Raw genomic sequence first — 20,079 nt, 5'->3', positions numbered from 1 at the left:
TCCCATGACCTTCCACGACAGCAAACTGACCGCGGCTCATCGCGAATATGGCCGCAAGAGCCGCGAGGACGCGGCCGATGACCGGGCCGAGATCAAGTCCGTCATGGACGCGCTCGCCAAGCGGGACGGCGAGATCAAGGCCTTTGCCGAGAAGGCGGCGGCCGAGATCAAGGAACACGGCTCGATCCTCGCCGACACCAAGGCGGCTCTGACGGAGCTGGCGAAGGGCGGCACCGACCTTCAGGCCCGCCTCGTCGAGGTCGAGCAGAAGCTCGCCCGTCGCGGCGGCGGCGACGGCCCGGCCATCAAGACCATCGGCGAGCGCTTCGTCGAAACCGACGACTGGAAGGCCGTGAAGGCCCGCGGCGGCGGCACGGCCCGCATGTCGGTCAAGGCGGTGACGTCCATCACCTCCGCCACGACCGGCACGGGCGGCGTCGGGGATGCGATCCGCCCGACCCGGCTGCCCTACATCGTGCAGCCCGGCATGCGGGAGTTCACGATCCGTGACCTGATCCTGCCGGGCCGGACGGACTCGAACGCGATCGAGTACATCAAGGAATCGGGCTTCCAGAACATGGCGGCGCCGGTGGCCGAGCTGGCGCTGAAGCCCCAGTCCGACCTCGCCTTCGACCTCGTGTCGACGCCGGTCAGGACGCTGGCGCACTGGTTCCACGCCTCGAAACAGGTGCTGGACGATATCCCGCTGCTCCAGAGCTACATCGACGGCCGCGCTCGCTACGGGCTCGCTCTCGTCGAGGAAGCGCAGATCCTCGCCGGCGACGGGACCGGGCAGAACCTGCTCGGCATCATCCCGCAGGCCACGCCCTTCGCCTTCGCGACGCTCGCCAAGGCGGATGACACGAAGATCGATCGCCTCCGCCGGGCGATGTTGCAGGTCCGCCTCGCGCTCTATCGCGCCACCTTCATCGCGATGTCGCCGGTCGACTGGGCCGAGATCGAGACGATGAAGAACGATGTCGGCGACTACATCGTCGGCGATCCGCGCGGCGTGATCGAGAAGCGCCTGTGGGGCCTGCCCGTCACGGACAGCGACGCGCTCCCCGAGGGCAAGTTCCTCGTCGGCGCGAACATGGCGGCACAGGTCTTCGACCGGGAGGACGCCAACGTCCAGGTCTCGACCGAGGACCGCGACAACTTCGTGAAGAACGCCGTCACGATCCGGGCCGAGGAGCGCCTGGCGCTCGCCGTCACCCGGCCGGAAGCCTTCGTCTACGGCAACCTCGTCGCCGGCGACGCGAGCTGATCCGCAGAGGGTCGGCTCCGGCCGGCCCTCCTCACCCTGAGGAGATCGTCATGAGCGAAGTCCAGATCGAGGCCCTGAAGCCCTTCAACAAGACGCCGCAGGGCGACCTCTGCGAAGTCGGGGACAGCTTCCGGGTTGCCGCCACCCGCGCCGACGAGCTCGAACGGCTCGGGCTGGCGAAGCGGGCGGACGGCGAGAAGGGCGCACCGAAGCCGGCGAACAAGGCGGCTCCGACCCCGGCCAACAAGGTGAAGCCGGCGCATTCGTCGAAAGCCGTCCGGCTCGGCGGCTGACATGCTGACCGTCGTCACCCCTCCGGCGGGCAGTCGCCTGACGACGCTCGAGCGGGCGCGAGCGCTGCTCGGGTTCGCGGCTGGCCAGGACGCCGTTGCCGAGCGCTGCATCGACCTCGCCTCGGCGCTGGCGGTCGATTGGTGCCGGCGGCCCTTCGCGCTCACGACCTATAGGGAGACGTTCCCGATCTCCCCGGGTGACGGCGTGCTGCTCGCCCGCGGCCCGGTGACGACGTTCACGAGCGTGGTGCAGGGCGAGACGACGCTCGACCCCGCCGAATACGCTTACGACGCCGAGCTGGGCCGGCTCTATCGGCAGGACGCCGCCGGATATCTCTGGCGCTGGTGGGGCCCGCTGACCGTCACCTATTCGGCCGGATACACGCTCCCCGCCGATACCGGGACGTGGACCCTGCCGCCTCCCGTCGAGCGCGCCGCCATCCTGCTCGCCGGCGCCGCCCTGACCGCGGCGGATCGCGATCCCCTCGTGCGCAGCGAGACGGTCGAGGGCGTCGGCTCGACGACGTGGTGGGTCCCCGGATCGTCCGGCCTGCCGTCCCCCGAGGCCGAAAGCCTCCTCCAACCCTATCGGAGGGTCGCATGACGGACGTCACGGGCGCGGTCGAGGCGCTGGGTCATATGGATCTGAACGACCGCGCGCACGCTCTCGGAATGCTCGTCGGCCAGGGGATCGCCCAGGCTCTCGCGAGCCCGCCCGTCCATGTCCCGCCCGGCACCCTCGTCTGGGACGCCTGGGTCTTCAGCGTCCTCGGCGTCGCCTCCCGCACCATGATGGACGCGCAAGAGCAATGGATCGCGGAGGGACACAAGCCAGAGGACGCGGTCACCGCCCGCATGACGGGATCCATGGCGGTGATGATGCAGGTTCGTCTCGCCGACGTCACCGCCATGGCAGGCGGGGCAGCGCACTGACATGGCCCGCCTTCGCCCCTTCGACGAGATCACCCGCGTCGTCGTCGACCGCTGCCTCAGCCCTCAGGCACAGGGCCGCATGGTCGCCGCGGCGGCGCGGACCATCATCGCCGATGCCGAGAGCCAGAATGCCGCCATCCTCGGGAGGGCGCCGGCCAAGGAAATATACGTCGATCGGCGGCTCGGCGCGCCGCTCGAATCTGTCAGCGTTCCGAAGGGGACGATATCCGTCGAGTTCAAGCTCGCGAACGAGACCGTCCTATGGGTCCGGGACATGCTCCGCCAGCATGCTCCCGTCCTGACCGGCAGGTTCCGTGCCTCGATCCTGCTCTTCGCCGACGGCAGACAGGTCGACCCCGATGGCGAGATCCCGCTCGCTGAGGAATACGAGTTTATCTCGGATGCGCCCTACGCCCGGAAGATCGAGGGCGATCTGAAGCGCAAGCCTCAGTCCAGCAAGGCGCCCGATGGCGTCTTTCACGCCGTCGCGGTGCTCGCTCAGAAGCGCTTTCACAACGTCGCGGCCGTCGGCTTCAGCTACCGGTCCCTGCCGTCCGGCGGGGTCGGGCGATGGGCCGCGACCGGCTCGGCTCGGGCAATGGCCCGCACCATCCGAGGCGGTCAGGAGCGCCTGCACCGCGAATGGCTGACCCGCCAACCCGCCGTCACGATCCTCCCGAGGTAACGACCATGGTCAGCATGAACCAACTTCGTCAGAGCGTGCTCATCGAGACGACGATCACGGGCGCCGAAGAGGCGACCGCGAAGCTCCAGGCTGTCGGCAAGGCACAGGATCAGGTTTCCGCCTCTGCCGAGAAGATGGGGGCCGCGCAGGAGCGCGTCGGGCAGAGCTTTCGAACGACCACGCCCGACTTCGACAAGTGGCGCTCTCGCCTGGATGTCGTTCATCGGGCAGAGCAGAACTACGCCCGCGACGAGCGAATGGCCCAGCGCTTCGTCGCCAACGGGCGGTCCATCGAGGAGGTGAATGCCGTCCTCGACATCTCGCGCCAGCGTGTCGACCAGGCACGAGCCCGGTTCGGATCGCTCGGGGAGGCCAACGACAACCTGACGAAGAAAATCGGCCTGCAGCGCTACGAGTGGATCAACCTCGGCCGGCAGATGCAGGACGTGGTCACGATGGGCGCGATGGGCATGTCGCCCATGCAGATCGCGACGAGCCAAGGCGCGCAGTTCTTCGACATCTTCGCCAGCGCACAGGCCGGTCCGGTCGCAGCTTTGAAGGCGGTCGGGCCGTACGCGGCGGCCTTGGGTGGCCTCGCCGCCACCTTCGGCGTGGCGGGCAAGGCGGCATGGGACTTCGCCTCGTCTCAGCGGGATCTGGAACGTTCGCTTATGGGCGTCGGCAAGATGTCCGGCGCCACGGTCCAGGGGATCAACCGCTTGGCCGATGAGACGGCCGAGGCCGCAAAGCTGTCCGTCGGCGCGACGCGAGAGATGATGGCGACGTTCGCAGCGAGCGGGAAGATCGGGCAGGAGAGCTTCGCCGATCTATCGATCGCGACATCGCGCTACGCGAAGGCCGCGGGCATGGACCTACCCGAAGCATCGGCCAGGATGACGCAAGCCATGCGCGACCCCGTGAAGGGCGCGATGGAGCTGAACGAACGCCTCGGATTCCTGAACGGAACCACGCTCACGACGATTGAGCGACAGGTCGCTTTCGGTGATCGAGCCGGCGCGACCCGGACCCTCATCAACGCGATGTCGGTCACCCTGCAGGAAGCGGCGGGGCACACGAATGCCTGGAGCGCCGCAATCGACTCGGCGATCCGCAAGCTCGCATACCTCTACGAGCTCACTGGCCGTAAGGTCATGAACGCGCTCGGCCCGACGGATGAGCAGCAACTCGCGACCGCGCTGGAGACGCGCAAAAACCTGTCGAGCCAGTTGAGCGGCAACTCGCTGTGGTCCGGATATCTGAACTTCCGGGGCGCGGGCAAGGAACTCTCCGAACTCGAAGACCGGATCACCGACCTCCAGGAGCGCATCCGGCGCCGCGGCGCCCAGGCGATGGCGGACGCCAGGACGGCGACCGCCAATCAAGCGTCCCTGCAGAACAAGAGCATCATCGACGCGATGACGCCGAACGCATCGGAGATGCTCCGACTTCAGACGTGGAAATCTTCCTTGGAAGAGGCGCTGCGGCTCGGTCAGGGGACGACCCAGACCGAGGCGACGCTGAAGCGGATCAACGAGCTTCTCTTGGCCGGCGGTCAGGCCGCGCGGGACATGCTGCGCGATGCGAAGACCGCGGCCGATCAGGCTGGCATGCTTCCGGTCCCGCGGGCCCGAGCCCAAGCAGAGGAGGCGCGCCAGCGCGCAGTCGAAGCGGCAAACGGCGATCGGCTCTTGCTGAAGAACGCGCAGGACGTCTTCGACCAGACGATGCGGGGCATCGGTACGCAGAACAGCTTCGTGCCGCAGCGCGACTTCAACATGCGCCTCGAGGAGATGCAGCGTTCCCTCGAAACGCAGCGCCAAGCGTTTGGGCAGCCGACTGAGGCGGCGGAAACGCTTCAGGCCCGGCTCGATATGCTGAATGAGGCAGCCCGCTACGGCCAGTCCGTGACCGACCGATACGGCGCCGGCTGGGAAGCCCTCGCGGCTCAGATGGGGCGCGCCAAGGCCGCGACGGACGAGCTGCAGCGTTCGCAGCAGAACGCGATCGCCGGCATGGACGAGATGCGGTCCGGCTCGCGCGGCCTCATCACCGGGATGTTCAGCGACCTGCGGCAAGGCAAGGACCCTCTGGCGAACCTGACGGCTGCTGCTGGCACGTTCACCGATCGGCTCTTCGCTCCGGCGAACGACGGCACAACCGCTGACGATCGGGTGGCCGCATGACCGCCTGCAACATCTTCGTTCTGTCCGATCAGATCCGAGTGTGGACCGATGGGGCCGCTGTCGATACCGACGGCCACCTGATCCACCGGCAGCAGAAGGTCGGGTTCCTTCCGCATCTCAACGCCGTGGTGGTGATCCGCGGGCCGGCGCTCGCGCCCCCGATGGTCGAGCTATGGCTCGGCTCCCTTCACGAGACCTTCGACGATCTGGTGGATGGTCTCAGCGCCACCTTGCGCGGCTTGATCCAAGATCACGCCGACAAGTGGGAGGTGAGGGGCGCAGGCTCGGCATTCGAGTTGCTGCTCGCCGGCTTCTCCGAGAGCAGGAAGACACCCGAAGTCTACTGGATCGAGGACAGCCGCCGCCTCGATGACATCAAGCGGCGTGGCGCCATCAGCATCGTGCCCGCCGACGACGTCACCACGCGACGCCTCACCGAAGCCTTTCCCGGCATGAGTGAGAAGAAGGCGCTCCGATCCGATGACGTGCAGCTTCGGCTCATGGAGTTGCAGCGGGACGTGAGGGCGCGGCCCAACTTCTACGACGGCCTTCCCTCGGGAGGCGTCGGGGCTTTCGCTCAGCTCACGACAGTCACCCGGAGTGGCATCAGCACCCGCATCGTTCGCCGCTGGCCGGATCGGATCGGCAAGAAGCTGGGGGGCGCATCGTGATGGACTTCGCCGTCGTCATCCGTCTCAAAGCCTCCGGCAGGATGGCTCGCTTCGACGAGTATGGCCGGCTCGTCGAATGGACGGGGGATGTGCTTCGCGCGACGCACTTCCGCGACCTGGATGCCGCCGAACTGGCCATCTACGGCATCTGTGCCCCCGAGCTGCGAGCCGCGATCCGGGCAGGCTACGCGGCTGTGGTCGAGGTCGAGGACACAGGCGAGACCTACATCGTCGACGCGCACGACCATTATGAGCTCTATCCGAGGCCGCGGATCCGTCCGGACCTTGGCCCTCGCTTCATCGACGACGATGCGAGGCAGGGCGTTCCCTGTGGCGATCGAGCGGGACGAGAGCACTTTGCCGCTGCGCTCGTGAGTGAGCTGTTTCGCGAGGCGCCATTGAAGAATTGGAGGCTCCAGACGCTGCCCCGCATCTCGCCGGCAAGGATCCCGGGCGACGAGTACACGACCCCCATCAGCGCACGCGCTAGGCACGCAGGCGCGCTGGCCCGCTTTCAGAGGACGTCGAGGGTTCCGGCGCACGCGGCGGCATGAATGCGGACGAGATACGCGAGGCCGTCGCCGCGAAAGGGACGACGCTCTACCGCCTCGCACGAGCGCACGGGCTAAACAGGAACGCGCTCGTCACGAGTTTGAACTCGAAGAGGAGGCTTCCGACCTACCATCTGGTGATTGCCCGGTTCCTCGGCCTGCCGTTGCATCAGCTCTGGCCGCAGCACTATGGGCCGGAGGGGTATCGGGATCGCCGGGGAGACCGTGCGCGTCGCATGGCGCATCCGCCCGCGGCCTACGAGGCGCTTCTCGCGAGGATCGAGGCCGGCGAGATCTACAGCCGGATCAAGCGCGAGCTGGGCGTTCCGAGCGAGAACGCTCTGTATCCCTACATGCGGCGCAACCCGTCCTTCTCGGCCCGGTGGCGGCGCGCCATGGGGAGCCGGCCGGGCACGCGCGCCTCGCACTATTCCGACGCGCAGGTGACGGCCGTCCTCGCGCGTGTGGAGCGGGGCGAGCGCCTGACCGACATCTACCGCGAGCCGGGCCAGCCGTCCGACACCGTCATCCTCAACCGCCGGCGCCGCGACCCTGCCATTGACGCCGCCTTCCGGGACGCGCTCGAGGGCCGCGGCGGTGGAAGGGTCGGACCGGCGCGCCTGGATCGGGTGCTCGACGGCATGCGCGAGGGCCGCGCCTATTACTCGATGCGGGACGTCGTTACGCCGAACACGCTCATCCGGCTCCGGCGGACCGATCCGACCTTCGCCGCGCGATTCGATGAGGCTCGCCAGAGCGGCCGCGCGATCGTCGTGCGCCAGGCCGAAACTCGGAAGGTTTCGCACGCCGAGATGTGGGCCATCGTCGAGGCCGCGGTCAGGCGCGTGCCGCCCTACGCGAGAAACGACATCCGCGCCGACCTGATGGTCGAGCTGCTCGAGGGCCGCGTCGCACCTGAGGATGCCCGCGCGGCGGCCGGGCGGCTCGAGAAGGCCTGGAACCAGATGTTCGGCCGCTGGGACCTCAGCATGGATCAGGAGCGCGGCGAGGGCGGCCTCAACCTTCACGGGCTCCTCGCCAGCGACGAGGCCGGCCGTCGTGTCGAATCCTACGCAGGAGCAGAATAGCCATGGCCAGGAAAGCCGTTGTCGACGCCGTGGCGGGCCATCTCGCGGCGAACTGGACCCGCTGCCCGATCATCGGCCCGAACGAAACGGGCGACGCGGATCCTGCCGGAGGGCCGTTCCTCTCGGTCGAGTATCCCGTCGCGACCGAGTCGCAGATCAGCACCGGGGCGCCCGGCGCGAACATCTGGCGCGAGGAAGGCGTCTTCCGCCTCCTCCTGCATGTCGAGCGAAACGCGGGCGTCGACCTCATCCTCACCTGGGCAGACGAACTCGCGGCCCTCTTTCGCGGCCGGCGGCTCGCCGAGCACATTCAGTGCTGGGCCGTCATGTCCCCGCGCCTCGACGACGACAGCGACGAGCGCGGCTATTACCAGTCCGTCATCGCCGTTGGCTACGAGGCCGATCTGTTCGCGTGACCGGCATCAGGGTGAAGACCGGGGCGTGGTAGGCTACTGTTGCCGCCCCGGCTCATCGCTTGGTAGCCTATCGCGCCAGAATTTTTCTGCCCTCTCGTAAACAGCGTCGGGCGTGAGCTTGTTGAACTCGCGGAGCACGGCCTTGCCAACGCAGACGTTGCCGGAAGCATCGTAATACGCCAACTCCTCATCGTGGAGATGTAGGAGATGGGTGGCAGCCTCTTCCTGATAGAGGAAACGCTTGGCTTCGAACTGCTCAAGCATCCATTCTGCAGCCTCTGCCGGAGTCATTTTTTCTCCGGCGGAACGTAAGTCATCAAAACATGCTCTGGAAATGATCCTTCATTCAGCGTGGCCCCCTTGAACCACGAGCAGTAATACTCACTATCGACTTTCCGGATGAACGTTTCTCCCGGCAGCTTATCAACGGTCATCGGAGGTCCGCCGGACTTCAGCACAACGACGTCGCCCTTATTGAAACTGTTCTTGGCCATCGGTCTCCGCCCTGGATGCTCGCCGCAGTCAGCATCAGGCGCGCGTGAACGTCAACCACGCGCACGACGTCGATCTGTGCTTATGGCGCAGGATCATGCGCGCCGAAGCGCCCGTCAACTTGTCGTTAACGAGGTTCGCGCGTAGCTTGGGATTGGGTGTGGAAGCCCGGACTAGAGCTAGACCGCGATTCCCTGGCAGGAATGCGCCTTCTCCCTGGCAGGAGAGGCAGCGGTCGAAATGCGTGCTCCCGCGAGGGAGCCGAACGGACGCGCTTGGCGGCGCGGTACCGAACCCGACCTTTATGGCCGGGGGCGGACGTGCTGTCCAGGGGAGAGATCCCTAAAAGCGTTCGGCCTGTCGCTCTGGCAGGCTTCCACCCCCCGGCTGTCGGGTCCGCTGCCCGACGTGTCCCTGACCGGGGACCAGGGCTGTGGAAGGCCCTGTCTGTCCAGAGCATCCCCCATGACCATCGTTGCCCTATCCACGGCTCAGGAAGCCCGTGGGCTGGCGTTCTCCCGAGAGCGCATCTGTGACGCCATCGAGTTCCTCATCGGCGTCCTCGACCTTCTCGACGACGATCCGGACCTCGAGCCCGATGCGTGCTTCGAGGGCTTCCTCCAGGCTGATATCCGGGGAGGCGCCAATGTCCGCGTCGCCTGACGCCGATCGCCGCCTCCTCGAGGAATACGGCAACTGGCTCTCGATCGAGCGTCATCGCGTCGTCGAGGCGCTCGGGCTGGAGCCTCGCCGGGATTTCATCAGCCTGCACGGTCCCGCCTTCGAGTGGCACCAGCATCACCCCGGAGAGGCTTGCCGGCGCGCCGCGACGGTGCTCGACGCCGTCGGCGTGGATTGGAGGGCAGCATGAGCACGCCCCTCGAAGCTCTCCGCGGCCTCGAACAACTCGTGGAGGAGGCCTATTGGTCCGCGCACGTCGCGGCCATCATGGTCGAACGCTGCCTACAAGGTGAGCGTGGCCCCAACGACGAGTTCGTCTGTCGCATACCAAAGGAGGACAGCGGTGCGACGGCGTGGATCGTCTACGATGCGCAGAACCGCGCCATGGCTCTCCGGGATGCGTACTTCGCAGCGATCGAGGGAGGCGCGCCATGAACGCTCTCACGCTCGCCGAACAAGTCGCCTCGGCCGAAGGGCTCCAGCTCTTCCCGATCCGAGGCGACTCGATGGAGCCCACCTTCTACCGAGGGGACTTCGCGCTGGTGAGGGCCGTCGACCGATGGGACGGAGAGGGCTGCTACGTCCTCGATCTGCCGTTCGGGCCGGTGCTCTACCGCGTGGCGCCCGCGGGCGGGATGGCCCGGCTGATGTCGGACAACGAGCGGTACTCGACGTGGGAGATGCCCCGCGACGACTTGCTGGGCTGCCTCCTGGCCAAAGCCGTCTTCAAGCTGAACGTGATGGATCGCAGGCTCGTGCCTGACGCGCTCCGCTTCTGACGACCCCGCCCGGCGGCTTCGGCCGTGTTGCGCTCGTGTTGCATGGAGCCGCCGGGACCATCACGTAAATTATTGAAATCGCTCGATCTGCGTGGAACGTGTTGCAGGGAAATTCCTGGACCAAGCTAGTCTTCTGCAAACGCCAAGTATCTGAATTGACTGAGATAATTCTGGCGACCCCGGTAGGGCTCGAACCTACGACCTGCCGCTTAGAAGGCGGCTGCTCTATCCAGCTGAGCTACGGGGCCGGCAGGCCGGGAGGCCTTCGGCAGGCAGTAGCAGAGGGGGCGGGGAGTGTCACGGCGGTCCTGCGCCGCCGCTGCCCATCTCGACCAGCCGCCAGCCGCGGCGGCGGGCGGCGACCGCGCCCATCCGGCGGGGGAGTTGCCCCTCCGGTTCCCAGTGGAGCATCTGCCAGGCCGCAGCCTCGTCCGGCTTGCCGGCGACCCGGAGCAGCCGCGCCGCCTCGCCCGGCCCGAGTGTCACCTCGAAGGCGTCGAGGGGCGTCGCGAGGCCCGAGCCCAGAGCCTTGAGATACGCCTCCTTGCGCGTCCAGCAGCGGAAGAAGGCGGCCTGTCGCGCGGCGGCCGGCAACGCGGCGAGGGCCGCCACCTCGCCCGGCGCGAAGAAGCGCTGCGGCAGCTTCTCGTCGACGGGCCGCAGGACTTCGATATCCACCCCGACGGGGAATCCGGGCGAGACCGCGAGAAGCGCATGCTCCTCGGAATGGGCGAGGTTGAAGTCGAGCCAGCCCGGGCCACCGGCAAGGGCGGGCTTCTCGTGCTGGCCGTAGGCGAAGGCGATCTCGGACGGCGACCGGCCGAGATAGCCGGCGAGGACCCGCCGCAGCCAGGCCCGGCCGGCCGCATAGCGGTCCCGGTGGATCGGACGCAGGAAGCGCCCTGCCCGGTCCCGCTCGTCCGGCGACAGCACGGCCCAAGGGTCCTCGGCGTCCGGCGCATCGAGGGACATGGTCCAGAGATGGACCTCGTCGGCGGCGGGCGGTCTCACGCCGCCCCGGCCCCGGCCGCGGAGCGATCGGCGACGGAAGGGCGCGTATGGTCGGGGGCGGTCGTCATGGCATTCTCCGCGCGAAGCCCTAAAGGCGCACCGCGATCCTGGCGAGACCTGTCACGCCCGCCCCAGGTGGCGATACGGCGGGACTCTGGTAAAGCCGCAACCGCCTCGACAAAACGGGATCATCCATGACGCAGTCCCTGTTCTCGCCGCTCCGCATCGGCCCCTACGAACTGGCCCACCGCGTGGTGATGGCGCCGCTGACGCGCATGCGCGCGGCGCGGCCGGGCAACGTGCCCCGTCCGCTCAACGCCGAGTACTATGCGCAGCGCGCCACCAAGGGCGGCCTGATCATCGCCGAAGCCTCCCAGATCATGCCGGAGGGCCAGGGCTCGCCGGCAACGCCCGGCATCCATTCGCAGGAGCAGGTCGAGGGCTGGAAGGCCGTCACGGAGGCCGTGCATGCCAAGGGCGGCGTGATCTTCCTTCAGCTCTGGCATGTCGGGAGGCTCTCGCACCCCTCGCACCAGCCGAATGGAGGCCTGCCGGTCTCGGCCTCCGCCGTGAAGCCCGCCGGGCAGGCGCTCACCGCCGATTTCACCCGCCAGGATTTCGTCGCGCCCCGCGCGCTCGAAACCAACGAGATTCCTGCCATCGTCGAGGCCTATGCCGAGGCCGCCCGGAACGCCAAGGCGGCCGGCTTCGACGGCATCGAGATCCATTCCGCGAACGGATACCTGCTCGAGCAATTCCTGCAGACGCGCACGAACCAGCGCACCGATCGCTACGGCGGTTCGATCGAGAACCGCTGCCGCCTGCCGCTCGAGGTGACGCGCGCCGTCGTCGACGTTCTCGGGGCCGACAAGGTCGGCATCCGTCTCTCGCCCTTCGGCGTCGCGAACGACAGCGGCGAGGCCGATCCCGGCCCGCTCTACACCCATCTGATCAAGGAGCTCGCCAAGCTCGACCTCGCCTTCCTGCATCTCGTCGAGCCGCGGGCGAGCGGCACCGGCCAGGCCGAGGTGGACCATCAGAACGTCCCCATGGCCTCGGAGCTCTACCGGCCGTTCTGGCCCGGCGTCCTGATCGCGGCCGGCAACTACAAGGCGGACGCGGCCGAGGCGACGGTCGCATCCGGCCAGGCCGATGCCATCGCCTTCGGCCGGCTGTTCATCTCCAATCCGGACCTGCCCGAGCGCCTCCGCCGCGGCGCCCCGCTGACGCCCTATAACCGCGCCACGTTCTATGGCGGCGACGAGGCCGGCTACACGGATTATCCGACCCTCGACGAAGCCGCGGCCTGATCCACGCCTCTTCCCGGGAACGCACGATGCATGGCGGCCGCTACAGGCCCGATATCGACGGCCTGCGCGCGCTCGCCGTGCTGGCCGTCGTCGTGTTCCACTTCTTCGGTAAGCCGCTGCGGGGCGGCTTCGTCGGCGTCGACGTCTTCTTCGTCATCTCCGGCTACCTGATCACGCGCATCATCCTCGGCGATCTCGCGGCCGGCAGCTTCACCTATCGCGACTTCTACGGCCGGCGGATCCGCCGCATCCTGCCGGCTCTGCTCGTCATCCTCGCCGCGACCGCAGCGGCCGGCTGGGTCCTGCTGCGGGCCGACGAGTTCGCGGCGCTCGGCCGTCATATCGCGGCGAGCGCGCTCTTCGTCTCCAATTTCCTGCTCTGGACCGAGGCCGGCTATTTCGACGCGGCCGCGCATACGAAGCCGCTGCTGCATCTGTGGTCGCTCGCGGTCGAGGAACAGTTCTACATCGTCTGGCCGGTGATCCTCGCCGCCGCCTGGCGCTGGGGCGGGAACCACCGGCTCGCGATCGTCGCGGCGATCGCGGCAGCCTCCTTCGTCGCCTGCCTCGTCGTGACGCCGCTCGCGCCGACGACCGCCTTCTACTGGCCCATGACGCGCCTCTGGGAACTCGCGCTCGGCGGGCTCCTCGCCCATTCGGTCGCCATCCGCGAGGGCCGGCCGATCGAATGGCGCGGCCGGCCGCCGCTGTCGCCGGATCTCCTGGCAGCCATCGGGCTCGGGCTGATCGTCATCGCGCTCGTCCAGTTCCGGCCGTCATCTCCCTTTCCGGGCTGGCGGGCGCTGCTGCCGGCGGCCGGGACGGCCTGCCTGATCGCGGCCGGGCCGCAGACGCTGATCAACCGCTTCGTCCTCTCGAACCGCCTCGCGGTCGGGATCGGGCTGATCAGCTACCCGCTCTATCTCTGGCACTGGCCGCTGATCTCGTTCGCGCATGTCCTCGCGGGCTATGACGAGAGCGGTACGATCGCGGCAGGGATCCGATGGAGCCTCCTCGCCGCCAGCATCGCCCTCGCCTGGGCGACCTATCGCTTCGTCGAGAGGCCGATCCGGAGAGGCTTCTCCTTCGCGCCCTCCGTGCCGATCCTCGCGGCCGGGCTCCCGGTCGCCTTCGCGTTCGGGATGGCGCTCGATCTCGGCAAGGGGCTGCCCTGGCGCCCCGCCGACGACAACCCGAAATCACGCTTCCTGCAGCACTACATCCACCTGCATCGGACGGGCCTCGCCGCGCAGTATCGCAGCGAATGCGACTTCTACGACTGGACGACGCAGAGCCGGAAACCGGCGATCGCCCCGGCCTGCACCGCGCACGGCCCGCGGGGGACGTGGTTCCTGTGGGGCGATTCCCACGCGCAATCCCTGTCGGCGGGCCTGCGTGCCATCATGCCCGAGGGGGTGGCTCTCGCCCAGGTCGCGACCTCGGGCTGCCGGCCGAGCCTCGATCCGCTTCCCGAAGCCGCGATCGGCGTGCTCTGCGACCCGGCCAACGCCTATGCCCGCGACGCCATTCGACGCCTGCGGCCCGACATCCTCTTCCTCGCCCGCTCGCAGGATCACGAGAACCAGGACTGGGACGCGATCGCCCGCTTCGCGAGGGAGGCGGGCGTGCGAGAGGTCGTCCTTCTCGGCCCCCTGCCGCAATGGCATCCCTCCCTGCCGCAGGTCGTCGTCAGGCGCTTCTGGGATGTCGACCGGACGGACCTGCGCATTCCGCCGGCTCCTGCCGCCCTCGCCACCGACCGGCTCCTGACCGAGCGCTACGGGGCGAGCCCGCTCCTCACCTACGTCTCGCTGACGACGCCTCTCTGCCCCGATGGGCGCTGCCAGGCGACCGTGCCCGTGCCCGGGCCGTACAATCTTCTCGCGGTGGATTACGGCCATCTGAGTCCCGACGGCTCGCTCCACGTCGCGAAGATCGCCATCGCACCGGCGCTGGCGGGCGCCGCGAAGCGACCCGTCCCGCCGGCGCAGTAGAGGTCCTCCGCCGCCTTGGCGGGGGACGGCCCGCACCATGCGGGACATCCGGTTGCAACGGCCGACTTTTAGCGACCGCTCTCCGCAATCGGAGACGACGATCGTGCCACCCTGTCCCGCCATCCTCGGCGCGGCCGTGTTCATGGCCTCGATCGGCTCCTCCGCGGCGCACACGATCGGCGCCTCATCGGGCGCAGCCGGCCGGCTCGCCCAGAGCCCGCTGCCCCGCTGCGTGCTCACTTCGTCGTTCCGCCTGACACCTCAGGGGCCGATGCGATGCTCCTATCAATGCGGGGACCGCATCGTCGTGCGGAGCGGCTACACTTCCTGCCCCTCCAGCGCGCCCCGGCCCGGGCGGAGCTGAGCCGCCGCGTCAGCCGGCGGGCTCGAGCCGCAGGGGCAAAGCGGCGGCAGGTGCGGGCGGCGGCTCGTCGTCATCGCCCGGCGGCGGCGCGCGACGCGCGATCCACCGCGCGATGCGCCGGCGCCGGTCCGAGGACCATCGCGCGGCTCGCCATTCCTCGGATGGGGCGGGGCGTGTCAGCCGATCGAGGGCGGTGAGCGCACGCGTGATCTCGCGCAGCCGCACGACGGCTCCGCTCGGGAGCTGCCGGCGCGTGGGATCGCCGATGACGGCACGGTCGTCGGATGCCCAGGAGGCGAGAATGGCGCGCTTCTGCGAGGTCGTCAGATCCTGCGCGGCGAGGACATCGTCCGGATACATCAACGCGGCATGAGCCGCGTCGGCCGCCCGCAGGGACAGGTCACGTTCGATAAGGTCAGGCATCTCCGATCTCCGCAATCCAAGCCTCCCCGAAGGCGAGGCGGTGAACAGCAGGTGCGACATGTGGGCCGCGAGCCCACATGCGCGCGAACGCGCTGGGGGCCGGAAAGTTCCATCCTCCGAAGCCGAACCGTCCTGCGTGGACGGTCAGCCCGAGAGGTGATGGGGAGCGCGAATGACCGCGATGGAGTGCTTGACGACCTGCGTCACGCCCCAGCCCAGCGAAACCGTTCCCGCGAGCCCAGCAAGCAGGACGGCACCGAGGAACACCCCAGGCGCAACCCGGCCCCAACATTTCCTGTTCAGCCGCATCGTGGAGACATCTCCTCGCACGGGACCAACCCGTGCGGAGCGATCGAGTTCAGTCCGAAAGCGGCCAGTTCCTAGACCTGCCCCGTCGCGGGCCGAGCGGGTGGCGGTGCGAGGCGGGCGGGGTTGCAGCTGGCGCGCGCAGGGTTCAGAGCCCCGTCATGGACGACAGCCCATCACCCCCGGACGCGCATCCGGCCCTGCCGGGAACGGCGAGTGCCGGTATCGTGGCCTATCATCCCGACCCGGCGGAACTCGCCCGTCTGGTCGAGCGAGTGGCGCCCGACGTGCGCGAGGTCGTCGTCTTCGCCAATTCCGATCTCGACGAAGCGGTCGAAGGCCGTCTGTCGGCCTCGGCATCGCCGACCCTCCTGACCGTGATCCGGCCCGGCGGCAATGTCGGGCTCGGCGCCGCCTACGATGCCTTCGTCGCCCGCGCGCAGGCGGCCGGCGACCGCCATCTCCTCATCCTGGACCAGGACAGCCTTCCGCCGCCCGCGGCCGTACCCCGCCTCGCGGCCATCCTCGGTTCCGTCTCGGCGGCCGGCGAGCGACCGGCGGCCATCGGCCCTCGTCCCGTCGATGCCGCCGGGCGCCCGATCGCGATCGCGCGCCATCGCTCACCCGGCCCGGCGGCCCTCGAAGGCACCGCGACGCGGGCATCCTTCATCATCTCGTCGGGCTCGCTCGTGGATCTCGTGGCCGCCGCCGCCATCGGGCCTTTCCGGGCCGATTTCTTCATCGACGCGATCGACCTCGAATGGTGCTTCCGCGCCGATGCCAGCGGCTTCTCGGTCTGGGTCGCCGACGAAATCCGGATGGACCACCGCCTGGGGCGTGGCACGATCGCCCTGCCCTTCGGCCTGCGGCCCACGGACCAGCCACCGCGGCGGCTCTACACCTTCCTGCGCAATCAGATCGCGATGCTGCGCCTGCCGCATGTCCCGCTGGCGCACAAGGCGAAGACGCTCGCGACGCTGCCGCTGCGCATCCCCGTCTATCTCCTGCGCAACCGGTTCTCGCGGGACTGCCGGGTCGCGATTCTGGACGGGCTCAGGGACGGGATCGCCAACCGCCTCGGCCCGCCGGACCGGACGGCACGAGCCGCGATCAGGCCGCCGTCCGCCGGATCGACTGATTGAGATCGCCGATCGGCTTCGGGCGGCCGAAGAGCCAGCCCTGGGCCTGTTCGGCCCCGAGGGCGACGATCTCGCGCCGCTGCTGCTCGGTCTCGATCCCCTCGACCACGACCCGCATGCCGAGCTTCAGGGCGAGCTGGCAGACGACCTCGATGATCGAGCGCGAGGTCGAATCCGCCGTCAGGTGCTCCGCGAAGGAGCGATCGATCTTCACCTTCGAGAACGGGTAGCGGGCGATGTAGGCGAGCGATGAATAGCCGCTGCCGAAATCGTCGAGCGAGAAGCGCACGCCGATGCGCCGCAGGGTCCGGATGGCGTCGAGGGTCGCCTCCTGGTTCACGATCAGGAGCGACTCCGTCACCTCGAGTTCGAGCCGGCTCGGATCGAGGCCGCTGATCAGCAACGCGTCCTTGACGTTCTCGATCAGCTGGGGCGCATCCTTGAACTGCGACGCCGAGACGTTCACCGCGACGCTGATCGTCTCCGCCCAGTTGCGCGCATCGAGGCAGGCCTGCCGCAGCGCCCAGGCGCCGAGCTGCGTGATGAGGCCGGTCTGCTCGGCGATCGGGATGAACTCGCTCGGAGGAATCATGCCCTTTTCGGGATGATTCCAGCGCATCAGCGCCTCGTAGCTGCGGACTTGGTCGGTGCGCGCGTCGACGATGGGTTGATAATGGAGGCTCAGCCGGCCGCAGCGCGCGGCCTCGCGCAGATCGGCCTCCATTTCGCGACGATGCGAAAGCGCATCCGCGAGTTCCCGCGTATACGCCACGACGGTGTTCCGGCCATCCGCCTTGGCGGCGTACAGCGCCATGTCCGCGGCCCGCAGGAGATCTCCCGGCTCCCAGCCGTGCTCCGGCGACATGGCGATGCCGATGCTGGTCGTGATCGACAGCGTCGCATCGCCGAGCCGCATCGGTTCGGCGAGAACCCCGAGGACCTCGCGTCCCGCAGCGACGGCCTCCTCCGCCGACGACACGTCGATCAGCATGAGGAACTCGTCCCCGCCGAACCGCCCGACGACGCTCCGGCCCTCCGCGATCACGCCCCGGCCACCCAGAAGCCCGTTGAGGCGGGACGCGACCTCGATCAGCAGATGATCGCCGGCCTCGTGCCCCATCGTGTCGTTGACGCCCTTGAAGTCGTCGAGGTCGATATAGAACAGCGCGATCCGGCATGCCGGTTCAGCGAGACGCTCGGCCAGCAGTTCGGCGAACCGGAACCGGTTCGGCAATTGCGTCAGCAGATCGCAGCGCGCCATGCGCTCGATCTGGCTCGCCGCGGCCTTCCGGGCCGAGGCATCCTCCGTGAGCATCAGGAGGCCGCCGTCTCCGGCCATCTCGACCGTCACGACGAGGATCTGGCCCGTCTCGCTCTTGATTTCCTGCTCGCCGGCCTGCGCGAGGACGGCCGTGCGCCGGCACAGCTCGATCACGTCACGGGCGGTGGGAGGCGTCAGGCGGTGTGATTGCACCAGGCGCCGCTCGAGCTCGTCGAGGGTCGTGCCGGGCTCCACATCGGATCGGCCAAGCCCGTAGAGCTCGAGGAACCGGGAATTGACCACCTCGATCCGCTGGTCTCGGCTGAGCATGCAGAGGCCGTGCGTCATCGTGTTGAGCGCGGAATCGAGGGTGATGTTCTTGCGCCGGATCGAATCCGCCAGTTCGTTCGTCTTCTTCTGCGCCGCCGCGAGCCCGAGCAGGTTCCGGTTCAGCGAGAAGGCGATGATGACGTTAGTGATCGCATAGACCACGATGTAGCCGGCGATGCTGGCGTAGTACGGCTCGGCCGCGACCAGGAGGCCGGCGATCATCGGCACGGTGAAGCACAGGAGCTGGACGATCACGAAGAGCGGACGTCCCGCGTTGCGGGCGACGTAGCCGGACGCGAAGGCGATGCCGCAGATGGCGGTGATCAGATGGCACGCGTCGCTCGTCGTCGCGACGAACGAGAAGAAGATCCCGGTCCCGAGCGTCAGGGAGAAGACGGTCGCGCCGAGGAAGAACTCGCGGTCCCAGCGCCAGATGTCGAAAACGGTCGCGGCGAGATGCGCCCGCTTGATGTATCGGCGCGCCGTGTTCACGCGCAGGATGCAGACGAAACTCGCGATGAGGGCAAGCCAGCCGAAGACCGAGAGACCGGACACGACCCAGCAGTAAACGAGGACGAAGATGCCCGTGACGTTCGACACCACCATCGAGGCGGGCGACGAGAACAGCGAGTGGACGAGCACCCGGTATTCTTCACGATTCTCGACCGAATCCACCGGAGCTGGCGCGAGACGCGACAGCAGGGCCGCGAATGTCCCTTGCGGTCCATTCCCTGCCCGTCCGTCGTCGGAGATTCCCGTTTCGATCGCCAAGTCCAGGGTCGCCTGCGAATCGTTCTCGTCATTCTTGAACGATTAACGACACCATCGCTTCCCTGATGTTAAGGAAAGGTGCACCCTCGCCCCAGATTGCCGACCGCAGCCTCGCCGGCCGTCAGCTCAACGCGCCCGCAGCGTCCCGCCGCAGAAGGCGGCCGAGCATGCGCTCCTGCGCCGCGGCGATGCGCTGGAGCTTGGATATTTCCAGCGGCTTCAACGTGGCCATGTGAGCGACCCACGAGGCGGACGACCGCGCGAGATCCGCACCGATATCGCCGGCCTGCCGGTTGAAGGCGGCGATGAGCGCCGTCCGCGCCGAATGGGTCGTCATCGACGCCTCGGCGTATCGGCGGATCCAGTCCTCGCCCGTCCCCTTCGGGACGACCGCATCCACGACGCCGCGATCGTGGAACTCCTGGGCCGTGAAATCCCGGCCTGTCAGAAGGATCTTCTCCGCCTCGATGAAGCCGGCATGGCGGGAGAGGATCGGGACGGCCGAAATGGGGAAGTGATTGTAGTTGATCTCGGGATAGCAGAACGTCGCCGCCTCCTCCGCGATCATCACGTTGCAGGCGCGGGCCGGATCGATCCCGCCGCCCATGGCGCGCGCATGCACCGTCGTCAGGCTGAGCACGGCGCCGTTGATGCCGTTCCGGTTCAGCTTGATCACCTCGGCGGCCGTCGCCGCGTAGCGGGCGAGCCCGTCCCGGTCCCCCTTGCTCAGGCAATCGAGATAGAAGTCGAGATCGCCGCCGAGGGAAAAGATCGGGCCCACGGCCCGGTAGGCGAGGAACAGGACCGGCCGATCGACCGCCGTGCCCCAGAGTTCCCCGATGGCGGTCTGGACCTTCAGGACGCTCTCGACGCAGGGCAAAGTGAAAACCGGCTTCGGCTCCGGACGCAGCGTAATCCAGAGAAGCTTCTGCGCAGATTCGTAGTCCAGGCTAATCTGCGGAAGCGTGCCCGCCTGACGTTTGATCGCCTCAATAGGTCTTAAATCGTCGCTCGATCGCTGCACATTGGCATTCCTGCCAATCAAACTCATCGAATCCGACATCACGATCTGGCTCCAGGCCTAAGCCTCAGGCTCAGTAAGTCGGAAAGTTAACAAATTGTAAATGCCAT

23 protein-coding genes, 1 tRNA gene and 1 pseudogene are annotated in these 20,079 nt (G+C 68.1%); 18 read left to right on the top strand and 7 right to left on the bottom strand.

Features of this window, described 5'->3' with window-relative positions; genetic code table 11:
* The first annotated feature begins 4 nt into the window (after positions 1–4).
* The 11 genes and pseudogenes from EV668_RS17870 (at position 5) to EV668_RS17825 (ending at position 8,087) form a co-directional block, all read left to right on the top strand.
* Complete coding sequence (locus EV668_RS17870) at positions 5–1,267, top strand: phage major capsid protein (protein ID WP_133772586.1); 1,263 nt, start codon at positions 5–7, stop codon at positions 1,265–1,267.
* 50 nt (positions 1,268–1,317) lie between these two features.
* On the top strand, positions 1,318–1,560 hold the full coding sequence (locus EV668_RS17865; RefSeq protein ID WP_133772584.1) for a hypothetical protein: 243 nt from the start codon (positions 1,318–1,320) through the stop codon (positions 1,558–1,560).
* Position 1,561: 1 nt separating this feature from the next.
* Positions 1,562–2,164, top strand: a complete 603-nt coding sequence (locus EV668_RS17860) for a hypothetical protein (protein WP_133772582.1) — start codon at positions 1,562–1,564, stop codon at positions 2,162–2,164.
* Complete coding sequence (locus EV668_RS17855) at positions 2,161–2,493, top strand: hypothetical protein (RefSeq protein WP_133772580.1); 333 nt, start codon at positions 2,161–2,163, stop codon at positions 2,491–2,493. Before EV668_RS17860 ends, EV668_RS17855 begins: the two co-directional genes overlap by 4 nt.
* Position 2,494: 1 nt before the next feature.
* Positions 2,495–3,178, top strand: a complete 684-nt coding sequence (locus EV668_RS17850; RefSeq protein WP_133772578.1) for an HK97 gp10 family phage protein — start codon at positions 2,495–2,497, stop codon at positions 3,176–3,178.
* Between the two features lie 5 nt (positions 3,179–3,183).
* Positions 3,184–5,361, top strand: coding sequence for a phage tail length tape measure family protein (locus tag EV668_RS17845; RefSeq protein WP_166652537.1), 2,178 nt, complete (start codon positions 3,184–3,186; stop codon positions 5,359–5,361).
* A complete protein-coding gene (locus tag EV668_RS17840) occupies positions 5,358–6,032 on the top strand; it encodes a hypothetical protein (protein WP_133772574.1) in 675 nt (224 codons plus the stop codon). The genes EV668_RS17845 and EV668_RS17840 overlap by 4 nt, the downstream gene beginning before the upstream one ends.
* Positions 6,032–6,586: a hypothetical protein gene (locus EV668_RS17835; protein WP_133772572.1), complete on the top strand. Its 555-nt coding sequence runs from the start codon at positions 6,032–6,034 to the stop codon at positions 6,584–6,586. Before EV668_RS17840 ends, EV668_RS17835 begins: the two co-directional genes overlap by 1 nt.
* Positions 6,583–6,771: pseudogene (locus EV668_RS25770) on the top strand (helix-turn-helix domain-containing protein); the annotation flags it as partial. The gene EV668_RS17835 and the pseudogene EV668_RS25770, both read left to right, overlap by 4 nt.
* A 48-nt stretch (positions 6,772–6,819) precedes the next feature.
* A complete protein-coding gene (locus EV668_RS17830; protein ID WP_245513289.1) occupies positions 6,820–7,671 on the top strand; it encodes a hypothetical protein in 852 nt (283 codons plus the stop codon).
* A gap of 2 nt (positions 7,672–7,673) precedes the next feature.
* Positions 7,674–8,087: a phage tail terminator-like protein gene (locus EV668_RS17825; protein WP_133772568.1), complete on the top strand. Its 414-nt coding sequence runs from the start codon at positions 7,674–7,676 to the stop codon at positions 8,085–8,087.
* Positions 8,088–8,120: 33 nt separating this feature from the next.
* Here EV668_RS17825 and EV668_RS17820 read toward each other — a convergent pair whose 3' ends face one another.
* Both EV668_RS17820 and EV668_RS17815 read right to left on the bottom strand, forming a co-directional pair.
* The gene (locus tag EV668_RS17820; protein ID WP_133772566.1) at positions 8,121–8,378 is read right to left on the bottom strand and encodes a DUF6953 family protein; all 258 of its coding nucleotides are present in this window, start codon (positions 8,376–8,378) and stop codon (positions 8,121–8,123) included.
* A complete protein-coding gene (locus tag EV668_RS17815) occupies positions 8,375–8,581 on the bottom strand; it encodes a YodC family protein (protein WP_133772564.1) in 207 nt (68 codons plus the stop codon). Before EV668_RS17815 ends, EV668_RS17820 begins: the two co-directional genes overlap by 4 nt.
* A gap of 463 nt (positions 8,582–9,044) precedes the next feature.
* Here EV668_RS17815 and EV668_RS17810 point away from each other — a divergent pair, with 463 nt between their 5' ends.
* The 4 genes from EV668_RS17810 to EV668_RS17795 are packed head-to-tail and all read left to right on the top strand — an operon-like array spanning position 9,045 to position 10,039.
* The gene (locus tag EV668_RS17810) at positions 9,045–9,242 is read left to right on the top strand and encodes a hypothetical protein (protein ID WP_133772562.1); all 198 of its coding nucleotides are present in this window, start codon (positions 9,045–9,047) and stop codon (positions 9,240–9,242) included.
* Positions 9,226–9,450, top strand: coding sequence for a hypothetical protein (locus EV668_RS17805; protein ID WP_133772560.1), 225 nt, complete (start codon positions 9,226–9,228; stop codon positions 9,448–9,450). The genes EV668_RS17810 and EV668_RS17805 overlap by 17 nt, the downstream gene beginning before the upstream one ends.
* Positions 9,447–9,695, top strand: coding sequence for a hypothetical protein (locus EV668_RS17800; protein ID WP_133772558.1), 249 nt, complete (start codon positions 9,447–9,449; stop codon positions 9,693–9,695). The genes EV668_RS17805 and EV668_RS17800 overlap by 4 nt, the downstream gene beginning before the upstream one ends.
* On the top strand, positions 9,692–10,039 hold the full coding sequence (locus EV668_RS17795; RefSeq protein ID WP_133772557.1) for a S24 family peptidase: 348 nt from the start codon (positions 9,692–9,694) through the stop codon (positions 10,037–10,039). Before EV668_RS17800 ends, EV668_RS17795 begins: the two co-directional genes overlap by 4 nt.
* Positions 10,040–10,210: 171 nt before the next feature.
* Here EV668_RS17795 and EV668_RS17790 read toward each other — a convergent pair.
* Both EV668_RS17790 and EV668_RS17785 read right to left on the bottom strand, forming a co-directional pair.
* Positions 10,211–10,287: transfer RNA gene (locus tag EV668_RS17790), tRNA-Arg, on the bottom strand.
* Between the two features lie 49 nt (positions 10,288–10,336).
* On the bottom strand, positions 10,337–11,050 hold the full coding sequence (locus EV668_RS17785; RefSeq protein ID WP_133772555.1) for a 4'-phosphopantetheinyl transferase family protein: 714 nt from the start codon (positions 11,048–11,050) through the stop codon (positions 10,337–10,339).
* Positions 11,051–11,244: 194 nt separating this feature from the next.
* On the opposite strand from EV668_RS17785, the gene EV668_RS17780 reads away from it, so the two are divergent.
* Positions 11,245–12,360, top strand: a complete 1,116-nt coding sequence (locus tag EV668_RS17780; protein ID WP_133772553.1) for an alkene reductase — start codon at positions 11,245–11,247, stop codon at positions 12,358–12,360.
* Positions 12,361–12,386: 26 nt separating this feature from the next.
* Positions 12,387–14,354, top strand: coding sequence for an acyltransferase family protein (locus EV668_RS17775; protein WP_133772551.1), 1,968 nt, complete (start codon positions 12,387–12,389; stop codon positions 14,352–14,354).
* 373 nt (positions 14,355–14,727) lie between these two features.
* On the opposite strand, the gene EV668_RS17770 is transcribed toward EV668_RS17775, so the two are convergent.
* Positions 14,728–15,141, bottom strand: coding sequence for a hypothetical protein (locus EV668_RS17770; RefSeq protein ID WP_133772549.1), 414 nt, complete (start codon positions 15,139–15,141; stop codon positions 14,728–14,730).
* Between the two features lie 467 nt (positions 15,142–15,608).
* Here EV668_RS17770 and EV668_RS17765 point away from each other — a divergent pair, with 467 nt between their 5' ends.
* A complete protein-coding gene (locus tag EV668_RS17765; RefSeq protein WP_133772547.1) occupies positions 15,609–16,589 on the top strand; it encodes a glycosyltransferase in 981 nt (326 codons plus the stop codon).
* On the opposite strand, the gene EV668_RS17760 is transcribed toward EV668_RS17765, so the two are convergent.
* Positions 16,558–18,819, bottom strand: a complete 2,262-nt coding sequence (locus EV668_RS17760; RefSeq protein ID WP_133772545.1) for a putative bifunctional diguanylate cyclase/phosphodiesterase — start codon at positions 18,817–18,819, stop codon at positions 16,558–16,560. The two genes, EV668_RS17765 and EV668_RS17760, sit on opposite strands and share 32 nt — an antisense overlap.
* Positions 18,820–19,069: 250 nt before the next feature.
* Entirely contained in the window at positions 19,070–19,999 is a 930-nt protein-coding gene (locus EV668_RS17755) for a crotonase/enoyl-CoA hydratase family protein (RefSeq protein WP_245513288.1), read from the bottom strand.
* Between the last annotated feature and the right edge of the window lie 80 nt (positions 20,000–20,079).

It is taken from the genome of Enterovirga rhinocerotis (assembly GCF_004363955.1).
Classification (GTDB): Bacteria; Pseudomonadota; Alphaproteobacteria; order Rhizobiales; family Beijerinckiaceae; genus Enterovirga; species Enterovirga rhinocerotis.
This window is presented reverse-complemented; position numbering and strand designations above follow the sequence as displayed.